This is a genomic window from Allobosea sp. RAF48, from assembly GCF_052114025.1.
Lineage (GTDB): Bacteria > Pseudomonadota > Alphaproteobacteria > Rhizobiales > Beijerinckiaceae > Allobosea.
Genome location: NZ_JBFRDZ010000003.1, coordinates 22,882 through 38,084 on the forward strand (window position 1 = coordinate 22,882; position 15,203 = coordinate 38,084).

15 protein-coding genes are annotated in these 15,203 nt (G+C 67.0%); 11 read left to right on the forward strand and 4 right to left on the reverse strand.

Going from position 1 to position 15,203, the window contains the following annotated elements; all coding sequences use genetic code 11:
• Positions 1-155: 155 nt before the first annotated feature.
• Positions 156-1,469: an MFS transporter gene (locus AB4Z10_RS06325; RefSeq protein ID WP_441469541.1), complete on the reverse strand. Its 1,314-nt coding sequence runs from the start codon at positions 1,467-1,469 to the stop codon at positions 156-158.
• A gap of 323 nt (positions 1,470-1,792) precedes the next feature.
• On the opposite strand from AB4Z10_RS06325, the gene recA reads away from it, so the two are divergent.
• The 3 genes from recA to AB4Z10_RS06340 all read left to right on the forward strand — a co-directional run bounded on the left by recA (position 1,793) and on the right by AB4Z10_RS06340 (position 6,313).
• Positions 1,793-2,839 carry a recombinase RecA gene (recA, locus tag AB4Z10_RS06330; RefSeq protein ID WP_441470024.1) on the forward strand — a complete coding sequence of 349 codons (1,047 nt, stop codon included), beginning with the start codon at positions 1,793-1,795 and terminating at the stop codon, positions 2,837-2,839.
• 187 nt (positions 2,840-3,026) lie between these two features.
• A complete protein-coding gene (gene alaS / locus AB4Z10_RS06335; RefSeq protein ID WP_441469542.1) occupies positions 3,027-5,669 on the forward strand; it encodes an alanine--tRNA ligase in 2,643 nt (880 codons plus the stop codon).
• Entirely contained in the window at positions 5,669-6,313 is a 645-nt protein-coding gene (locus AB4Z10_RS06340; protein WP_441469543.1) for a hypothetical protein, read from the forward strand. The genes alaS and AB4Z10_RS06340 overlap by 1 nt, the downstream gene beginning before the upstream one ends.
• 44 nt (positions 6,314-6,357) lie before the next feature.
• Here AB4Z10_RS06340 and AB4Z10_RS06345 read toward each other — a convergent pair whose 3' ends face one another.
• Positions 6,358-6,546, reverse strand: a complete 189-nt coding sequence (locus AB4Z10_RS06345; RefSeq protein ID WP_055728979.1) for a hypothetical protein — start codon at positions 6,544-6,546, stop codon at positions 6,358-6,360.
• Between the two features lie 260 nt (positions 6,547-6,806).
• Positions 6,807-8,021 (reverse strand): NADP-dependent isocitrate dehydrogenase, encoded by a 1,215-nt coding sequence (locus AB4Z10_RS06350; protein ID WP_441469544.1) that lies wholly within the window; start codon positions 8,019-8,021, stop codon positions 6,807-6,809.
• Between the two features lie 331 nt (positions 8,022-8,352).
• Between AB4Z10_RS06350 and AB4Z10_RS06355 the strand changes: the two genes are divergently transcribed.
• The 4 genes from AB4Z10_RS06355 to AB4Z10_RS06370 all read left to right on the forward strand — a co-directional run bounded on the left by AB4Z10_RS06355 (position 8,353) and on the right by AB4Z10_RS06370 (position 11,796).
• Entirely contained in the window at positions 8,353-9,057 is a 705-nt protein-coding gene (locus AB4Z10_RS06355; protein ID WP_441469545.1) for a hypothetical protein, read from the forward strand.
• Between the two features lie 78 nt (positions 9,058-9,135).
• Positions 9,136-9,873: an SDR family NAD(P)-dependent oxidoreductase gene (locus tag AB4Z10_RS06360; RefSeq protein WP_441469546.1), complete on the forward strand. Its 738-nt coding sequence runs from the start codon at positions 9,136-9,138 to the stop codon at positions 9,871-9,873.
• Between the two features lie 89 nt (positions 9,874-9,962).
• On the forward strand, positions 9,963-10,508 hold the full coding sequence (locus AB4Z10_RS06365) for a 2,4'-dihydroxyacetophenone dioxygenase family protein (RefSeq protein ID WP_441469547.1): 546 nt from the start codon (positions 9,963-9,965) through the stop codon (positions 10,506-10,508).
• Positions 10,509-10,623: 115 nt separating this feature from the next.
• Positions 10,624-11,796: an alpha/beta fold hydrolase gene (locus tag AB4Z10_RS06370; protein WP_441469548.1), complete on the forward strand. Its 1,173-nt coding sequence runs from the start codon at positions 10,624-10,626 to the stop codon at positions 11,794-11,796.
• Positions 11,797-11,847: 51 nt separating this feature from the next.
• Here AB4Z10_RS06370 and AB4Z10_RS06375 read toward each other — a convergent pair whose 3' ends face one another.
• Positions 11,848-12,255, reverse strand: a complete 408-nt coding sequence (locus AB4Z10_RS06375; protein WP_441469549.1) for a flagellar assembly protein FliX — start codon at positions 12,253-12,255, stop codon at positions 11,848-11,850.
• A gap of 228 nt (positions 12,256-12,483) precedes the next feature.
• Between AB4Z10_RS06375 and AB4Z10_RS06380 the strand changes: the two genes are divergently transcribed.
• The 4 genes from AB4Z10_RS06380 (at position 12,484) to AB4Z10_RS06395 (ending at position 15,100) form a co-directional block, all read left to right on the forward strand.
• Positions 12,484-13,617: a flagellar basal body P-ring protein FlgI gene (locus AB4Z10_RS06380; protein ID WP_441469550.1), complete on the forward strand. Its 1,134-nt coding sequence runs from the start codon at positions 12,484-12,486 to the stop codon at positions 13,615-13,617.
• Complete coding sequence (locus AB4Z10_RS06385) at positions 13,617-13,973, forward strand: rod-binding protein (protein WP_441469551.1); 357 nt, start codon at positions 13,617-13,619, stop codon at positions 13,971-13,973. The genes AB4Z10_RS06380 and AB4Z10_RS06385 overlap by 1 nt, the downstream gene beginning before the upstream one ends.
• Entirely contained in the window at positions 13,960-14,448 is a 489-nt protein-coding gene (locus AB4Z10_RS06390; RefSeq protein WP_441469552.1) for a hypothetical protein, read from the forward strand. The genes AB4Z10_RS06385 and AB4Z10_RS06390 overlap by 14 nt, the downstream gene beginning before the upstream one ends.
• A 199-nt stretch (positions 14,449-14,647) precedes the next feature.
• Positions 14,648-15,100, forward strand: a complete 453-nt coding sequence (locus tag AB4Z10_RS06395) for a hypothetical protein (RefSeq protein WP_441469553.1) — start codon at positions 14,648-14,650, stop codon at positions 15,098-15,100.
• Positions 15,101-15,203 lie beyond the last annotated feature (103 nt).

The window sequence follows — 15,203 nt, forward strand, 5'->3', positions numbered from 1 at the left end:
CGTCATCTCCGGAGCAGGCCGGTGGCCTGAGCCCGGGATCGACGAGCGCGACGATGTTCAGGACGCCGTCATGCTCGCCCTTGTGGCGAACACGGCGCTTACCCAGCGAAGACGTGGATGGTCGGGACAAGCCCGACCATGACGCGAAGCGGGCTTCAGCGCGCCGGAACCGCGCCGGCCTCATCGTCCTGGCGCGAAGCCAGCGCACTCACCCCGATCAGCGCCAGGATCGTCACCACGGCCGAGAGGCTGAGATAGTAACCGACGAAGGGCAGGCCCTTCTCGGTCGCGAGCCAGGTCGCCACGTAAGGAGCGAGCGAGGCGCCGACGATCCCACCCAGGTTGAAGGTGAGCGAGGCGCCCGTGTAGCGCACGGCCGTCGGGAACATCTCGGCCAGCGCCGTGCCGAGCGGTCCGTAGGTGAAGCCCATCAGCGACAGCCCGACGACGAAGAAGGCGAGCACACCGAGCGTGCTGCCAGAGCCGAAGAGCGGCGCCAGCAAGAAGCCGAAGATGGCAATGCCGAGCGTCGTCGCCAGGAGGGTCTGGCGCCGGCCGAAGCGATCGGCGAGCACGGCCGAGACCGGGATGGTCAAGCCGAAGAACACGACGCCGATCATCTGCAGCGGCAGGAACTGGTCGCGCGAGAAGCCGAGCTTGGTCGTGCCCCAGCTCAGCGAGAACACGGTCATCAGGTAGAACAGCACGAAGGTCGCGAGCGCCGCGAAGGTGCCGCAGAGCAGCGCGAGCTTGTGTTCAGCGAAGATGCTGATGAAGGGCACGCGCACCCGCTCATGCTTGTCCATCGCCTTGCGGAAGGCCGGGGTCTCGCTGATGCGAAGGCGGACATAGAGCCCCATGAAGACCAGCAGCGCGCTGGCGATGAACGGGATACGCCAGCCGAAGCTGAAGAACTGCTCGTCGGTCAGGAGCGCATCGAGCGCAAGGAAGCTGCCGGTCGCAAGGATGAACCCCACGGGCGCGCCGAGCTGCGGGAACATGCCGTACCAGGCGGACTTGCCCGGAGGGGCGTTCTCGGTCGCCAGCAGCACTGCTCCGCCCCACTCGCCGCCGAGTCCCAGCCCCTGCCCGAGCCGGCAGAGCGCCAGCAGCAGCGGCGCGAGTACGCCGACGGCGGCATAGGTCGGCAGCATGCCGATGGCGACGGTCGAGAGCCCCATCGTCATCAGCGCCGCGACGAGCGTCGCCTTGCGGCCGATCCGATCGCCGAAATGGCCGAAGATGGCGGCGCCGATCGGCCGCGCGAAGAAGGCGATCGCGAAGGTCGCGAAGGACTGGAGCATCGCGGAGGTAGGATCGCCGCCCGGGAAGAACAGCTTCGGGAACACGATCACCGCAGCCGTCGCATAGATGTAGAAGTCGAAGAACTCGATCGTCGTGCCGATCAGGCTGGCCAGCAGGATACGGCGCGGCGAGTTCGGGGCCTTTTGGGCGGGGGCGAAGGACACGTTGGCAACTTTCGAAAACAAATGGAGATTCCGGGCGCAATAACAGGAAACAGCAGGCGCCGGGATGGGAAACGCAGCGCCTTGATATGCACATAGCGCATGCAAGAACGATTCAACGAAATTCAGACCGATAAAATAGCATGACTAGAAACATAAAAGCCCCTCCTGACACAAGCTGACACCTGGAACAAAAAAAGAACTTGCCGGCCAGAACAAAGCGTGACCATCCTCATGTCAAGACGCATTGAGATGTCCCCCTCGCCCTGCCATAAGGAGCCCGAACCGTGAATCAGGCGAATCTCAAACTCGTGGAAGGCTCCTCGATGGATAAGGCCAAGGCGCTCGATGCAGCGCTCTCCCAGATCGAACGCGCCTTCGGCAAGGGTTCGATCATGCGGCTCGGCAAGAATTCGCCCTCAATCGAGATCGAGACGATTTCGACCGGTTCGCTCGGTCTCGACATCGCGCTCGGCGTCGGCGGCCTCCCCAGGGGCCGCGTCATCGAGATCTACGGACCGGAATCCTCGGGCAAGACCACGCTCGCGCTCCACACCATCGCCGAGGCCCAGAAGAAGGGCGGCGTCTGCGCCTTCGTCGATGCCGAGCACGCGCTCGATCCGGTCTATGCCCGTAAGCTCGGCGTCAATCTCGACGACCTCCTGATCTCGCAACCCGATACCGGCGAGCAGGCGCTGGAGATCACCGACACGCTCGTCCGCTCCGGCGCGATCGACGTGCTCGTGGTCGATTCCGTCGCCGCGCTGACGCCGCGCGCCGAGATCGAGGGCGAGATGGGCGATGTCCAGCCGGGCCTCCAGGCCCGCCTGATGAGCCAGGCCCTGCGCAAGCTCACCGCCTCGATCTCGCGCTCGAACTGCATGGTGATCTTCATCAACCAGATCCGCATGAAGATCGGCGTGATGTACGGCTCGCCGGAGACCACCACCGGCGGCAACGCGCTCAAGTTCTACGCCTCGGTGCGCCTCGACATCCGCCGCGTCTCGACGCTCAAGGAGCGCGACGAGGCGACCGGCAACCAGGTTCGCGTCAAGGTCGTCAAGAACAAGGTCGCGCCGCCCTTCAAGCAGGTCGAGTTCGACATCATGTTCGGTGAGGGCATCTCGAAGGTCGGCGAATTGATCGATCTCGGCGTCAAGGCCGGCATGGTCGAGAAATCCGGCGCCTGGTTCTCCTTCGACAGCCAGCGCCTCGGCCAGGGCCGCGAGAACGCCAAGACCTTCCTCAAGAACAACCCTGACATGGCCGCCAAGATCGAGGCCACGATCCGCCAGAATTCCGGCCTCGTTGCCGACCGTATCCTCGACCAGGCGGAACCGACCGACGACGATCTCGACGAGGGTGAGGCCTGAGCCTGAGCGCTCCGGCACGGAACGATGCAAGGGCGGCCTTCGGGCCGCCCTTTTCGTTTGAGAATAAGGCCTTGCCGGGTGTGCGCTGCATCAAGCTTTCTGGACAGCGGCGAGCCGCCTGACTAGAACCGGACCTTCCCGCCGGGCGCGCCCGGTCTCCTGCCCAAGATTCAGAGCGCAAACAGCGATGAGCGGCGTCAACGATATCAGGTCGACCTTCCTCGACTACTTCAAGTCCAACGGCCATGAAGTCGTGCCGTCGAGCCCGCTCGTGCCGCGCAACGACCCGACGCTGATGTTCGCCAATTCGGGCATGGTGCAGTTCAAGAACGTCTTCACCGGGCAGGAGAAGCGTCCCTATTCCCGGGCCACCACCGCCCAGAAATGCGTGCGCGCCGGCGGCAAGCACAACGACCTCGACAATGTCGGCTACACCGCACGCCACCACACCTTCTTCGAGATGCTGGGGAACTTCTCCTTCGGCGACTATTTCAAGGAGCAGGCGATCCACCACGCCTGGACCCTGGTCACGCGCGAGTTCGGCCTGCCCAAGGACAAGCTCCTCGTCACGGTCTACTCCGAGGACGACGAGGCGCATGGCCTCTGGAAGAAGATCGCCGGCCTGACCGACGACAAGATCATCCGCATCCCGACTTCGGCCAATTTCTGGCGCATGGGCGACACCGGCCCCTGCGGCCCCTGCTCGGAGATCTTCTTCGATCACGGCGACCATATCTGGGGCGGCCCGCCCGGCTCGCCCGAAGAGGACGGCGACCGCTTCATCGAGATCTGGAACCTCGTCTTCATGCAGTATGAGGAGGCCGCGGGCGGCATCAGGACCGACCTGCCCCGCCCCTCGATCGACACCGGCATGGGCTTGGAGCGCATCGCCGCCGTGCTCCAGGGCACGCATGACAATTACAATATCGACCTGTTCCGCGCCCTGATCGGCGCCATCGCCGACCTGACCTCGGTCGATGCCGACGGGCCGATGAAGGCGAGCCATCGCGTCATCGCCGACCATCTGCGCTGCTCGTCCTTCCTGATCGCCGACGGCGTACTGCCCTCCAACGAGGGCCGCGGCTATGTGCTGCGCCGGATCATGCGCCGCGGCATGCGCCATGCGCAGCTCCTCGGCGCCAAGGAACCCCTGCTCTACAAGCTCGTCCCGGCGCTGACCCGCGAGATGGGCCGCGCCTATCCCGAATTGCTCCGCGCCGAGGCGCTGATCACCGAGACGCTGAAGCTGGAGGAGACCCGCTTCCGCACCACGCTGGCGCGCGGCCTCACCCTGCTCGACGACGCCTCGAAGGACCTGAGCGCCGGCCAGAGCCTCAAGGGCGACGTCGCCTTCACGCTCTACGACACCTACGGCTTCCCGCTCGACCTGACGCAGGACGCGCTGCGCGCCCGCGAGATCACGGTCGATACGGAGGGCTTCGACGCCGCCATGCAGCAGCAGAAGGCCAAGGCGCGCGCCGCCTGGGCCGGCTCCGGCGAGGCCGCGACCGAAACCCTCTGGTTCCCGCTGCGCGACAAGCTCGGCGCCACCGAATTCCTCGGCTACGACACCGAGACCGCGGAGGGCGTTGTCACCGCGCTGATCCGCGACAATGCCGAGGTCCAGTCCCTGAAGGCCGGCGAGAGCGGCTTCATGCTGGTCAACCAGACGCCGTTCTACGGCGAATCCGGCGGCCAGGTCGGCGATGCCGGTCTGGTCAAGGCGCCGGACACGGTGGTCGAGGTCAGCGACGTCCAGAAGAAGCTCGGCGATGTCTTCGCCCACAGCGTCACGGTCAAGCAAGGCGAGCTCAAGCTCGGTGCGGCCGTCGAGCTGATCGTCGACCATGAGCGCCGCACCGCGATCCGCGCCAATCACTCGGCGACACACCTGCTGCACGAGGCGCTGCGCCTCGTCCTCGGCGACCATGTCGCGCAGAAGGGCTCGCTGGTCTCGCCCGATCGTCTGCGCTTCGACTTCTCGCACCCCAAGCCGATCAGCGAGGAGGAGCTGCGCGAGGTCGAGGAGATCGCCAACGCGATCGTGCTGAAGAACGAGCCGGTGACGACCCGCCTGATGAGCGTCGACGAGGCCATCGCCTCCGGCGCTCGCGCCCTCTTCGGCGAGAAGTACGGCGATGAGGTCCGCGTCGTCGCGATGGGCACGAATCCGGCCGGCCGGGCCTATTCGGTCGAGCTTTGCGGCGGCACCCATGCCACCCGCACCGGCGATATCGGCCTGGTCAGCATCGTCGGCGAAGGCGCCGTCGCGGCTGGCGTGCGCCGCCTCGAGGCCATGACCGGCAATGGCGCACGCCTGCGCCTCAACGAGGAATCGCGCCTGCTCGAAGGACTGGCGGGCCTCCTCAAGGTCCCGGCCTCCGAGGCCGGCAACCGGCTCGCCGCGCTGATCGAGGAGCGCCGCAAGCTCGACCGCGAGCTCACCGAAGCCCGCAAGAAGCTCGCCATGGGCGGCGGCGGCGCGGCCGAGGATCCGGTGCGCGAGATCGCGGGCGCGAAGTTGCTCGCCCGCGCCGTCACCGGCATCGAGATGAAGGATCTCAAGAGCCTCGCCGACGAGGCCAAGGCGCGTGTCGGCTCCGGCGTCGTCGCCATCGTCGGCGTCGCCGATGACGGCAAGGCCGGCGTCGTCGTCGGCGTCACCCCCGATCTGACCGAGCGCTTCGATGCGGTGGCGCTGGTGCGCGCGGCCTCCGAGCAGCTCGGCGGCAAGGGCGGTGGCGGCCGGCGCGACATGGCCCAGGCCGGCGGCCCGGACGGCAGCAAGGCGCAGGCTGCGCTCGACGCCGTCGCGGCCGCGATGGGCTGATGACGATCGGCGGGACAGGCCAGGCGCTCTCCCGCCGCGCTTTGCTGCTGGCTGCCGGCCTCTGGCCGGCCGCTGCCTTGGCGCAGAAGAAGATGCCGGCGCCCGCGGACGAGCCCGCCATGTCGGCGGCTCGGACCATCGTTGCCGGCGCACCGCTCAGCGTCTTCCTCACCCGACCACCGCAGGGTGCACGCCTCGCCATCGCCCGCCCCGACGATGCCGCAAGCACCGCCATCGTCGTGGTCGAGCCGCGGAACACGGTCCCTGCCCTGCCCACGCCCGGCCTGGCCGGAACCTATGAGCTGCGCCTGACCGTCGAGAAGGACGGGGCGCCGGTCATCCTGCTGCGTCAGCCGCTCGTCACCACCGAGCCCGGCGCGACGCTCGCCGCCCCCGCCCGCGTCGGCCGCGGCCAGACGCTCCCGGTCCGCGGCATCGGGCCGAACGGCGAGCAGGATCGTGTCGTGCTGGTTCCCGCCGGCGCTCCCGCCGAAGCGGAAGGGCCCCGCTTCTTTCCGGCGGAGAATGTCGAGGCGGTGCTGGAGGCGCCGGAGCAGTCCGGCCCCTACGAGCTGCGCTATGTGATGAACGCCCCGATCAGCGGACCGCGCATCCTCGCCCGCCATCGCGTCATCGTGGAGTGACGCGGACTGCCGCACTCGGCAGCAGCAGCCGTTCGGCGGGCGCCTCAGCCCATCGCTTCGCGCTTCTTGAGCAGCTCGTTGAGCAGATCCTGCTGCTCGTTGAGCCGCGTCGCCAGGCGCTCCTCGGCGGCGGCGCCTGACACGCCCGTCGCCTGCTCCATCAGCTCGGCGATATTCCTCCGGGCAATGGCGATCCGCTCATCGAGCTCCATCTGCGAAGCGTTCTCAGGCATCCCAGCTCTCCGTATCGGCCAGTCTTCTTCAGAATGCGGCGACAGTCAGCGCCCCTCGCCCGCGGGATAGGGCTCGCCATCCCTGTGCACGAGGCGCCTATCCGCATCGGCGCTCATCATATCGATATAAGAGCAAGCGGTCACGTCGTCCGGCGGTCGAGAACGCCCGGAGGGCCCGCGCGTTCCATCCGTTGCGCAAGGCGCCAACGAAAAAGCCCGGCCTTTCGGCCGGGCTTGATGACGTACGCGGGGAGGCAGTCTCAGGCCGCCATCGCCTTCTTCATGTTCTCGCTGACCTTCTCGAGGAAGCCGGTGGTCGAGAGCCACTTCTGCTCGGCGCCGACGAGCAGGGCGAGATCCTTGGTCATGTCGCCTGCCTCGACGGTGTCGACCGTGACCTTCTCGAGCAGCGAGGCGAACTTCGCGAGCTCGGCGTTGTTGTCGAGCTTGGCACGGTGGGCGAGGCCACGCGTCCAGGCGAAGATCGAGGCGATCGAATTGGTCGAGGTCTCGCGGCCCTTCTGGTGCTCGCGGTAGTGGCGGGTCACCGTGCCATGCGCGGCCTCGGCCTCGACGGTCTTGCCGTCAGGCGTCATCAGCACCGAGGTCATCAGACCGAGCGAACCGAAGCCCTGCGCCACGGTGTCGGACTGCACGTCGCCGTCGTAGTTCTTGCAGGCCCAGACATAGCCCCCGGACCACTTCATCGCCGACGCCACCATGTCGTCGATCAGGCGGTGCTCGTAGGTGATGCCGAGCTTGTCGAATTCGGCCTTGAACTCCTTCTCGTAGATCTCCTGGAAGATGTCCTTGAAGCGGCCGTCATAGGTCTTGAGGATGGTGTTCTTGGTCGAGAGATAGACCGGGTACTTGCGGATCAGGCCGTAGTTCAGCGACGCCCGCGCGAAGTCGCGGATCGAATCGTCGAGATTGTACATCGCCATGGCGACGCCGGCGTCCGGGGCCTTGAAGACTTCCTTCTCGATCACCGCGCCGTCCTCGCCGACGAACTTGATCGAAAGCGTGCCCTTGCCCGGAAACTTGAAGTCGGTGGCGCGGTACTGGTCGCCATAGGCGTGGCGGCCGATCACGATCGGCTGGGTCCAGCCCGGCACGAGGCGCGGCACGTTCTTGCAGATGATCGGCTCGCGGAAGATCACGCCGCCGAGGATGTTGCGGATCGTGCCGTTCGGCGACTTCCACATCTGCTTGAGCTTGAATTCCTCCACGCGCGCCTCGTCCGGCGTGATGGTCGCGCACTTCACGGCGACGCCGTGCTTCTTCGTGGCGTTGGCCGCGTCGATCGTGACCTGGTCGTTGGTGGCGTCGCGGTTCTCGACGGAGAGGTCGTAGTAGTCGAGCTCGAGGTCGAGATACGGGAAGATCAGCGTGTCCTTGATCTTCTGCCAGATGATCCGGGTCATCTCGTCGCCGTCCATGTCGACGACCGGGTTGGCGACCTTGATCTTGCTCATGCGATGACCCCTGTTCTCTCCAGATAGAACGATCCGAAACTGCGGCTTTCGGCCACGGTCCCCGGCTGGTCGCTTCCTAGCGGGTTCGGGCCGGCGGGGGAAGCGCAGCTTTCGGGCAATCTGTCGCCCCCCTGCCGGTCATGTTGCACCGCCGCAAAATCGGCACCTTCCCAGCCTAACCTGATCTGCCGCTCGTCATAGCGACAGGACGAACGACGTGTTTCGCTTCATATCTGCCCGCAGTGCTGCCTGGAAACCGGCGGCCCTGCTCCTTGCCACCTCACTCTCTCCCGCTCCGGCGCCGGCTCAGGACGCTCTGCAGGAAGCTGCCGTGCAGTTGCCGATCCCACGCGCAGCCCTGCAGGATCCCGATGCCGCGGAGATGGAAGCCGCCGTCACGGCCGACTCCAGCAGCGATGCGGTCCTCTTCAATCCGGCACTCGCGGCGCTCGGCCGCGCCAACGCCAACTCCGGCGCTCACCTGCGTGCCCGGGCTCCGATCCCGGTCGACATCATCCGCAACGGCTTCGCGGCGCGGCAGGATACGATGAGCGCCGCCCAGGACCGGTCTGTCGGCTTCAAGCTTGGCCAGGATGTCTTCTCGCTCTCGACCACGCTCTCCGCTCCGGCAAGCGCCGGTGCAACGCGTGATGCGCGGCTGAACTGGCGGCTCGCCCAGCCTATCGGCACGGGGCCGGGATTCATCTGGGGCGTTGCCACCGGTGGCGGCGGCTCGCTCTACGGCAATCCCGAGCAGATCGGCGAAGCGCTGATCGGCTATCGACAGGAGTTGCTCCCCCACCTCACCCTGACCTCCCAGCTCGCGATGGCCGGCAACTACGTCTTCGCCGCCGGCGACGGTCTCCACACGGCATTGACGCCGGAGATGAAGCTCTCGATCGATCTCGCCAAGCTCGCCGACCTGCCCTGGCAGACCTCCTTCGATGTGACGCTGGCGCGCAAGCTTCCGCTCGTCGCCTCCGACTACGAGACGCGTGGCCAGGCCATGCTCTCCCTCAAATACAAGCTCCAGTAGCCGGCCCGGCCGCCATTGCATGGCGGCCTGCACGGGGCCGCCTTTCCCGTTGCCGAAGGCCGCACTAGCCTTCGGTCCATGACACAATCGACCTCGACCAAATTCGCTCTCGTCACCGGCGGCACGGGGGGCATCGGCGCAGGCGCCGCCCTCGCTTTGGCCCAGGCCGGCTACGACGTTCTCGCCACGGGCCTGACCGAGGAGGAAGTCGTGGCGTCGCCGGCCCACCCGGCCATCCGCCACGCCCGGCTCGACGTGACCAGCGACGACCAGGTCGCTGCCATCGTCGCGACCTGTCCGCGCCTTGACGCGCTGGTGAACTGCGCCGGCATGATCCAGCGCGGCGGCAAGGAATTCGAGATCGACGCCTTCCGCCTGACCATAGAGGTCAACCTCAACGGCACGATGCGGATGTGCATCGCCGCCAAGGACAAGCTCGCCGCCAATGGCGCGGACAAGGCCGGCGGCGCCATTGTCAACATCGCCTCGATGCTGACCTTCCACGGCTCGCCCTTCGCCCCCGGCTATGCGGCCTCCAAGGGCGGCATCGGCCAGCTCACCAAATCGCTCGCTGCCGCCTGGGCACCGGAGGGCATCCGCGTCAACGCGGTGGCGCCGGGCTGGATCGAGACCGAATTGACCCGGCCGCTGGTCGAGGACGCCGAGCGCTCCGCCCCGATCCTCGCGCGGACGCCAATGGGTCGCTGGGGCAAGCCGGGCGATGTCGGCGGCGCCATCGCCTTCTTGTTGTCCGATGCGGCGCAATTCGTCACCGGCGCGATCCTGCCGGTCGATGGCGGCTATCTCGCAGTCTAGAAAAGCGCTTCCGTCTCAATAGCTTGGATGGAAGCGTTGAATCGGATTGAGCACCACTTGAAGCAGAACATCAGCACGGGAGAGACGCCATGAACACGACGAGCCCGATGCCCGTCGCGGCCACGCAGGAGGAGCGCTGGACGCCCTATCGCCACCCGCAACCGAAGGAATCGCCGCCGGAGCTGATCGTCCCCAATGTGATCCCCACCGACGACCGCGTCTGGGTGCCGGTGGACGACAATGTCTGGTTCCGTCCCCTCCTCTTTTGCGTCTCGCGGGGATACTGGATGAACCTGCTCAAGGTGCGCCGCGCCGGCGTGCTCTCGCGCCATCGTCACCCACTGCCGGTCCATGGCTATGTGCTCAAGGGCAAGTGGCGCTACCTCGAGCATGACTGGGTCGCGACCGAAGGCGCCTATGTCTACGAGGCGCCGGGCGAGACGCATACGCTGGTGGTCGATCCCGATGTCGAGGAGATGATCACCATGTTCCAGGTCAACGGCGCGATGATCTATGTCGACCCGGACGGCAAGTGCCTGGGCTATGACGACGTCTTCACCCGCATCGACAAATGCAGGGCGCACTACGCGGGCAATGGGCTGGGCGCCGAATACGCAGACCAGTTCATCCGGTGAGCGGCGCCGGCGCCCGGCTGCGACCGATGCCCGGCCGCTGAAGCAATTGCTAAACGATATCTGGGCTAGTCACCGGAGAAGCTGAAGTCTGCGCCCGCTCGACGGAGAAACATTTATGCGGCTCGTCATCGCCCTACTGATCTCGATGTCGGCTGCCTTCTCCACCTCCCCGGCCGGGGCACAGTCGGATTTCTACACGCCGACGACCGCCGAAATCGCCGGTGGGCGCCCCGGAACGGTGATCCGGACGGAAACCCTGAACGGAACGCCTGAGGGCGCAACCGCCTATCGGATGCTCTATCGCTCGCTCGGGCTCGACGGAAAGCCGATCGCCGTGTCCGGCGTCGCGATCGTCCCCTCAGGCCCGGTTCCGCCGGGGGGCCGTCCGATCGTGGCCTGGGCTCATCCGACGACCGGCGTCCAGCCGCAATGCGGACCATCGCGCGCCGGCGACATCTTCCAGTCCATCCAGGGCCTGCGCGCGATGATCGCGCGCGGATACATCGTCGCGGCGACGGACTATCCGGGCCTCGGCGCGCCGGGGACACATCCCTATCTGGTCGGTGAGAGCGAGGGCCGGTCCGTGATCGACTCGGTGCGGGCGGCCCGTCAGCTTGCCGGCGCCTCCGCCGGGCGACGCTTCGCCGTCTGGGGTCATTCGCAGGGGGGACACGCGGCGCTGTTCACCGGCATTCTGGCGAAACGCCTGGCCCCCGAACTCAATCTGGTCGGCGTCGCGGCCGCCGCCCCTGCGACCGAGCTCGGCCCGCTCCTGGCCGACGACATCGACACCGATGGCGGCCGCAATCTGACCGCGATGACCCTCTGGTCATGGACGCGCGTCTACAAGGCCCCCCTGACGAAGATCATCTACGAGCAGGCGATCCCGGTCGTCGACACGCTCGCCGCGGACTGCATCGAAAGCCTGCCCGACATCCTGAGCCGGTTGCGCCCGACCAAGGCGCTGGAGCGCAAGTTCCTCATTGACGAAGACTTTGCCGCCCGCCAGCCCTGGCACTCTCTTCTCGACCGGAATTCGCCCGGTCTCGTGCCGCGCGGCATCCCAGTCTTTCTCGCGCAGGGCACGGAGGACACGCTGGTCAGACCGCAGGTCACGCGCAACTATGCAGACAAGCTCTGCGCCGCCGGAAGTGCGGTGCGGTTCGAGGCCCTGCAGGGCGTGGGCCATCTGCCGGCAGCCCAGGACAGTGCCGCCGCTGCGGTGGACTGGATGGAACAGCGCTTCAAAGGCGCGCCGCCACCGAGCGACTGCACCCCGCTCAAATGAGGATTCGCGCTCTGCCGCGATGCTCCGTCTCGGGCAATCCGGCGAAGCCGGCTACCGGCTGAGCTTGGCGAGTTCCACCGCGGCACGCAGCTCGATATGGGCCAGCACCTCGTCGAGCCGCGGATCGTCGGTCGTCTCGCGCCGGAGCGCCAGCGCCGTGCGCAGCCTCTCCAGCTCGGAAGGCAGCACCCGGCCGGCGAGCAGCGCCGCCTTCAGCCGGTCGAGCCCGTCGAGCAGATCGTGCCCGCGCCGGGCCTGCCGGCGCTTGCGCTCCTGCGTATCCTCCTGCGCCTGCACCGCCAGCAGCGTATCGAGCGGCCCAGTCGCGCCGACCCCGCTGCTGCGGCTCGCCGTGGCGGAATCCTGCGTCGGAAGCGCGAAGGAAGCGCCGCTCGAGCGCCTTGCGGAACTGGCCGGGCCGGCGTTCGAAACGGGCGCGCGCTGGTCGATCCTGATCATCGGCGGCCTCGTGTAATGGAATTCCCAACCTCGCCCGGCATGGTTAACAGCCGGTAAATTGCCCGGCAGAAACTGCCGCCCCGGCAGGAAGCGCAGCGTCGGCAAGTCGAAGCCGACAATGGCGCATAACTCCAAATGACTGACAAACAAGGCTTTTCAATTTTGAGCTGACTGGCACGCCGCTCGCAAGGGCCGACGGACTTTAGAACTGTCCCCTGGTGCCGCAGCATGTTCCGCAACTCCGCCCTGTCGACTCTGCTGAAGCCGCTGGCCGCCCTGCTGGCCGTGGCGATCGGCTTGTCGTCGCAGCCGGTGTTCGCGCTCTCGCGCATCAAGGATCTCGCCGCGGTCGAGGGCGTGCGCACCAACCAGCTGCTCGGCTACGGCATCGTCGTCGGCCTCAACGGCACCGGCGACACGCTCAACAATACCCCCTTCACCAAGCAGTCGCTGCAGGCGATGCTCGAGCGCCTCGGCGTCAACACGCGCGGCGCCAACATGCGCACCGCCAACGTCGCCGCCGTGATGGTGACCGCCAACCTGCCCCCCTTCTCCACTCAGGGCACCCGCGTCGACGTCACCGTCTCGGCCATGGGCGATGCCAAGTCGCTGCAGGGCGGCACGCTGCTTGTCACCCCGCTGCTCGGCGCCGACGGCGAGGTCTATGCGGTGTCGCAGGGACCTGTGGCGATCTCCGGCTTCTCCGCTGAAGGCGAGGCCAGCAAGATCACCCGCGGCGTGCCGACCGTCGGCCGCATCGCCAATGGCGGCGTGGTCGAGCGCGAGATCGACTTCGCCCTGAACAAGCTCTCGACGCTGCGCCTGTCGCTGCGCAACCCCGACCTGACCACGGCCCGCCGCATGGCCGCCGCGATCAACGACTTCGTCGGCGGCGACTCCGCCGAGCCGACCGACCCCTCGACCGTCGTCCTGCAGATCCCGCCCCGCTTCAAGGGCAACATGATCCGGCTGCTCACCGACATCGAGCAGCTGCGCATCGAGCCCGACCAGCTCGCCCGCATCGTCATCGACGAGCGCTCCGGCATCATCGTCATGGGCAAGGACGTGCGCGTCTCAACCGTCGCGGTCGCTCAGGGCAACCTCACCGTCACGATCAGCGAAACGCCGCAGGTCAGCCAGCCCAACGAATTCGCCCGCGGCCGCACTGTCGTGACGCCGCAGACCAGCGTCAAGGTCGACACCGGCGGTGGCAACAAGCTCGCCCTCGTCAAGGAAAGCGTGACCCTGGCCGAGCTCGTCGACGGGTTGAACGCGCTCGGCATCGGCCCGCGCGACCTGATCTCCATTCTCCAGGCCATCAAGTCGGCAGGCGCCCTGCAGGCCGAAATCGAGGTGATGTGATGACCGCCGCTCTCGCCCTCCCCGCCGCCAATCTCGCGCTCGGCATCGCCGGGAAAGTCGCCAACGGCATCGCCGACGCGCTCGACCCGGCCAAGGCCAAGCTCAAGAAACAGGCGGATGATTTCGAGACGATGTTCCTCGAGCAGATGACCGACCGCCTGACGGCGAGCGACGGCACCGAAGGGCCGCTCGGCGAGAACGGTACCGGCGGCGGCATCTGGCGCTCGCAGCTCAGCCAGCAATACGCCAAGCAGATCCAGAAGGCCGGCGGCGTCGGCCTTTCCGACCAGATCATGCGCGACCTGATCAATCTTCAGGAGCAGTCCGCGTCCGGAGCACAGAATGTCAGTGGCTAACCTGATCCTGGATGAGAGGCCGCGCATCGCCGATGCGCTGAGTGCGCGTGCGCTGATCGAGGCCGTGCTGGAGGCGCTCGGAGCCTTGTCGCATCTCGTCGGCGAAGAGACTGAACTCGTCCGCGCAGGCCGCCTGCCGGAGGCGATGACCCGCGAGCCGCGCAAGACCGAGCTCGCCGGCATCTATATGCGCGGCGTCGAGCAGGTGAAGCTCAACGCGGTCGCTCTCGCCCGCTTCGCGCCCGATCAGGTCAAGCGCCTGAAGAACGCCCACCTCGCCTTCCAGAACCTGATCGAGACCAACCAGATCGTGCTGGCGACAGCTCGTGCCGTTTCGGAATCCGTCATCCGCGACCTGGCCGCCGACGCCAACAGGCCCATGCGCGCGAATGGCTATGGCCCCGCCGCCTCCGTCGGCGCCGGCGCCTTCGCCCGGCCGAACTCCGGCCCGCTCGTCGTCTCGCGGAGCCTGTGAGACGCAGTTCGCTCCAGGCGGTAACTCGCCTTGCGTATCCGGCGCGGCTGCGCCGGAAGCCCTCAATATTTACCTAATTCCCTAACGGCAGATTCAATCTTTTCTGTCACGATCGGCAGTGTCGGGCAGGTGTGTCCTGCTTCCGGCAACCGAGAAGACCGGCGCAACGGCGTCGCGAACGGCTCCAGAAGGAGTGGTCATGGAATTCGGCAACGCACCCAGAATCGTGGCGCCGACCGCCGGCCCGCCGGTTACCCGCTCCGACGTTACCGCGCAGCCGGGCAGCGTCGCTGTCGACCTTCCGCCCGAGAAGACCGTCCAATCCGCTTCAGCCGGCGCAGCGGTGAATGTCGAGGTTCGTGCGGAGGCTCGCGATGCGCAGAGCCGTGCAAACGGCGAACGCCGCGCCTTCTTCAATGACCAAAATGGACGCACCGCCAACCGCACCGTCGACGAGACCGTGGAACGCAAGCTCGTCATCGACCCGCAGACCCGGGCGGTCGTGCTGCAGAAGAAGGATCGCGACACGGGCGAGACGATCTCGCAGCTGCCCGACGAGGTCCTGCTGAAGCTGCGCGCCTATTCCCGCGAACTCAGCGATCGGGCGCGCGAGACCGAGGAAGAACGCCACCAGGTCGAACGCACGGCCTGACGTCTCGCTCGTTCCATCCCGATTGCCGACGGCATGTCGCCCGCGCCCCGCGCGGGCGTTTTTGCGTCGGCGCACCGCCGCCTGTTCAGGCGTTCCGAGACCA

Bases quoted from the DNA above. Each gene is read 5' to 3' on its own strand.
- recA (WP_441470024.1), top strand. From the start codon at position 1,793: ATGGATAAGGCCAAGGCGCTCGATGCAGCGCTCTCCCAGATCGAACGC.
- alaS (WP_441469542.1), top strand. From the start codon at position 3,027: ATGAGCGGCGTCAACGATATCAGGTCGACCTTCCTCGACTACTTCAAG.
- AB4Z10_RS06340 (WP_441469543.1), top strand. From the start codon at position 5,669: ATGACGATCGGCGGGACAGGCCAGGCGCTCTCCCGCCGCGCTTTGCTG.
- AB4Z10_RS06345 (WP_055728979.1), bottom strand. From the start codon at position 6,546: ATGCCTGAGAACGCTTCGCAGATGGAGCTCGATGAGCGGATCGCCATT.
- AB4Z10_RS06350 (WP_441469544.1), bottom strand. From the start codon at position 8,021: ATGAGCAAGATCAAGGTCGCCAACCCGGTCGTCGACATGGACGGCGAC.
- AB4Z10_RS06360 (WP_441469546.1), top strand. From the start codon at position 9,136: ATGACACAATCGACCTCGACCAAATTCGCTCTCGTCACCGGCGGCACG.
- AB4Z10_RS06365 (WP_441469547.1), top strand. From the start codon at position 9,963: ATGAACACGACGAGCCCGATGCCCGTCGCGGCCACGCAGGAGGAGCGC.
- AB4Z10_RS06370 (WP_441469548.1), top strand. From the start codon at position 10,624: ATGCGGCTCGTCATCGCCCTACTGATCTCGATGTCGGCTGCCTTCTCC.
- AB4Z10_RS06375 (WP_441469549.1), bottom strand. From the start codon at position 12,255: ATGATCAGGATCGACCAGCGCGCGCCCGTTTCGAACGCCGGCCCGGCC.
- AB4Z10_RS06380 (WP_441469550.1), top strand. From the start codon at position 12,484: ATGTTCCGCAACTCCGCCCTGTCGACTCTGCTGAAGCCGCTGGCCGCC.
- AB4Z10_RS06385 (WP_441469551.1), top strand. From the start codon at position 13,617: ATGACCGCCGCTCTCGCCCTCCCCGCCGCCAATCTCGCGCTCGGCATC.
- AB4Z10_RS06390 (WP_441469552.1), top strand. From the start codon at position 13,960: ATGTCAGTGGCTAACCTGATCCTGGATGAGAGGCCGCGCATCGCCGAT.
- AB4Z10_RS06395 (WP_441469553.1), top strand. From the start codon at position 14,648: ATGGAATTCGGCAACGCACCCAGAATCGTGGCGCCGACCGCCGGCCCG.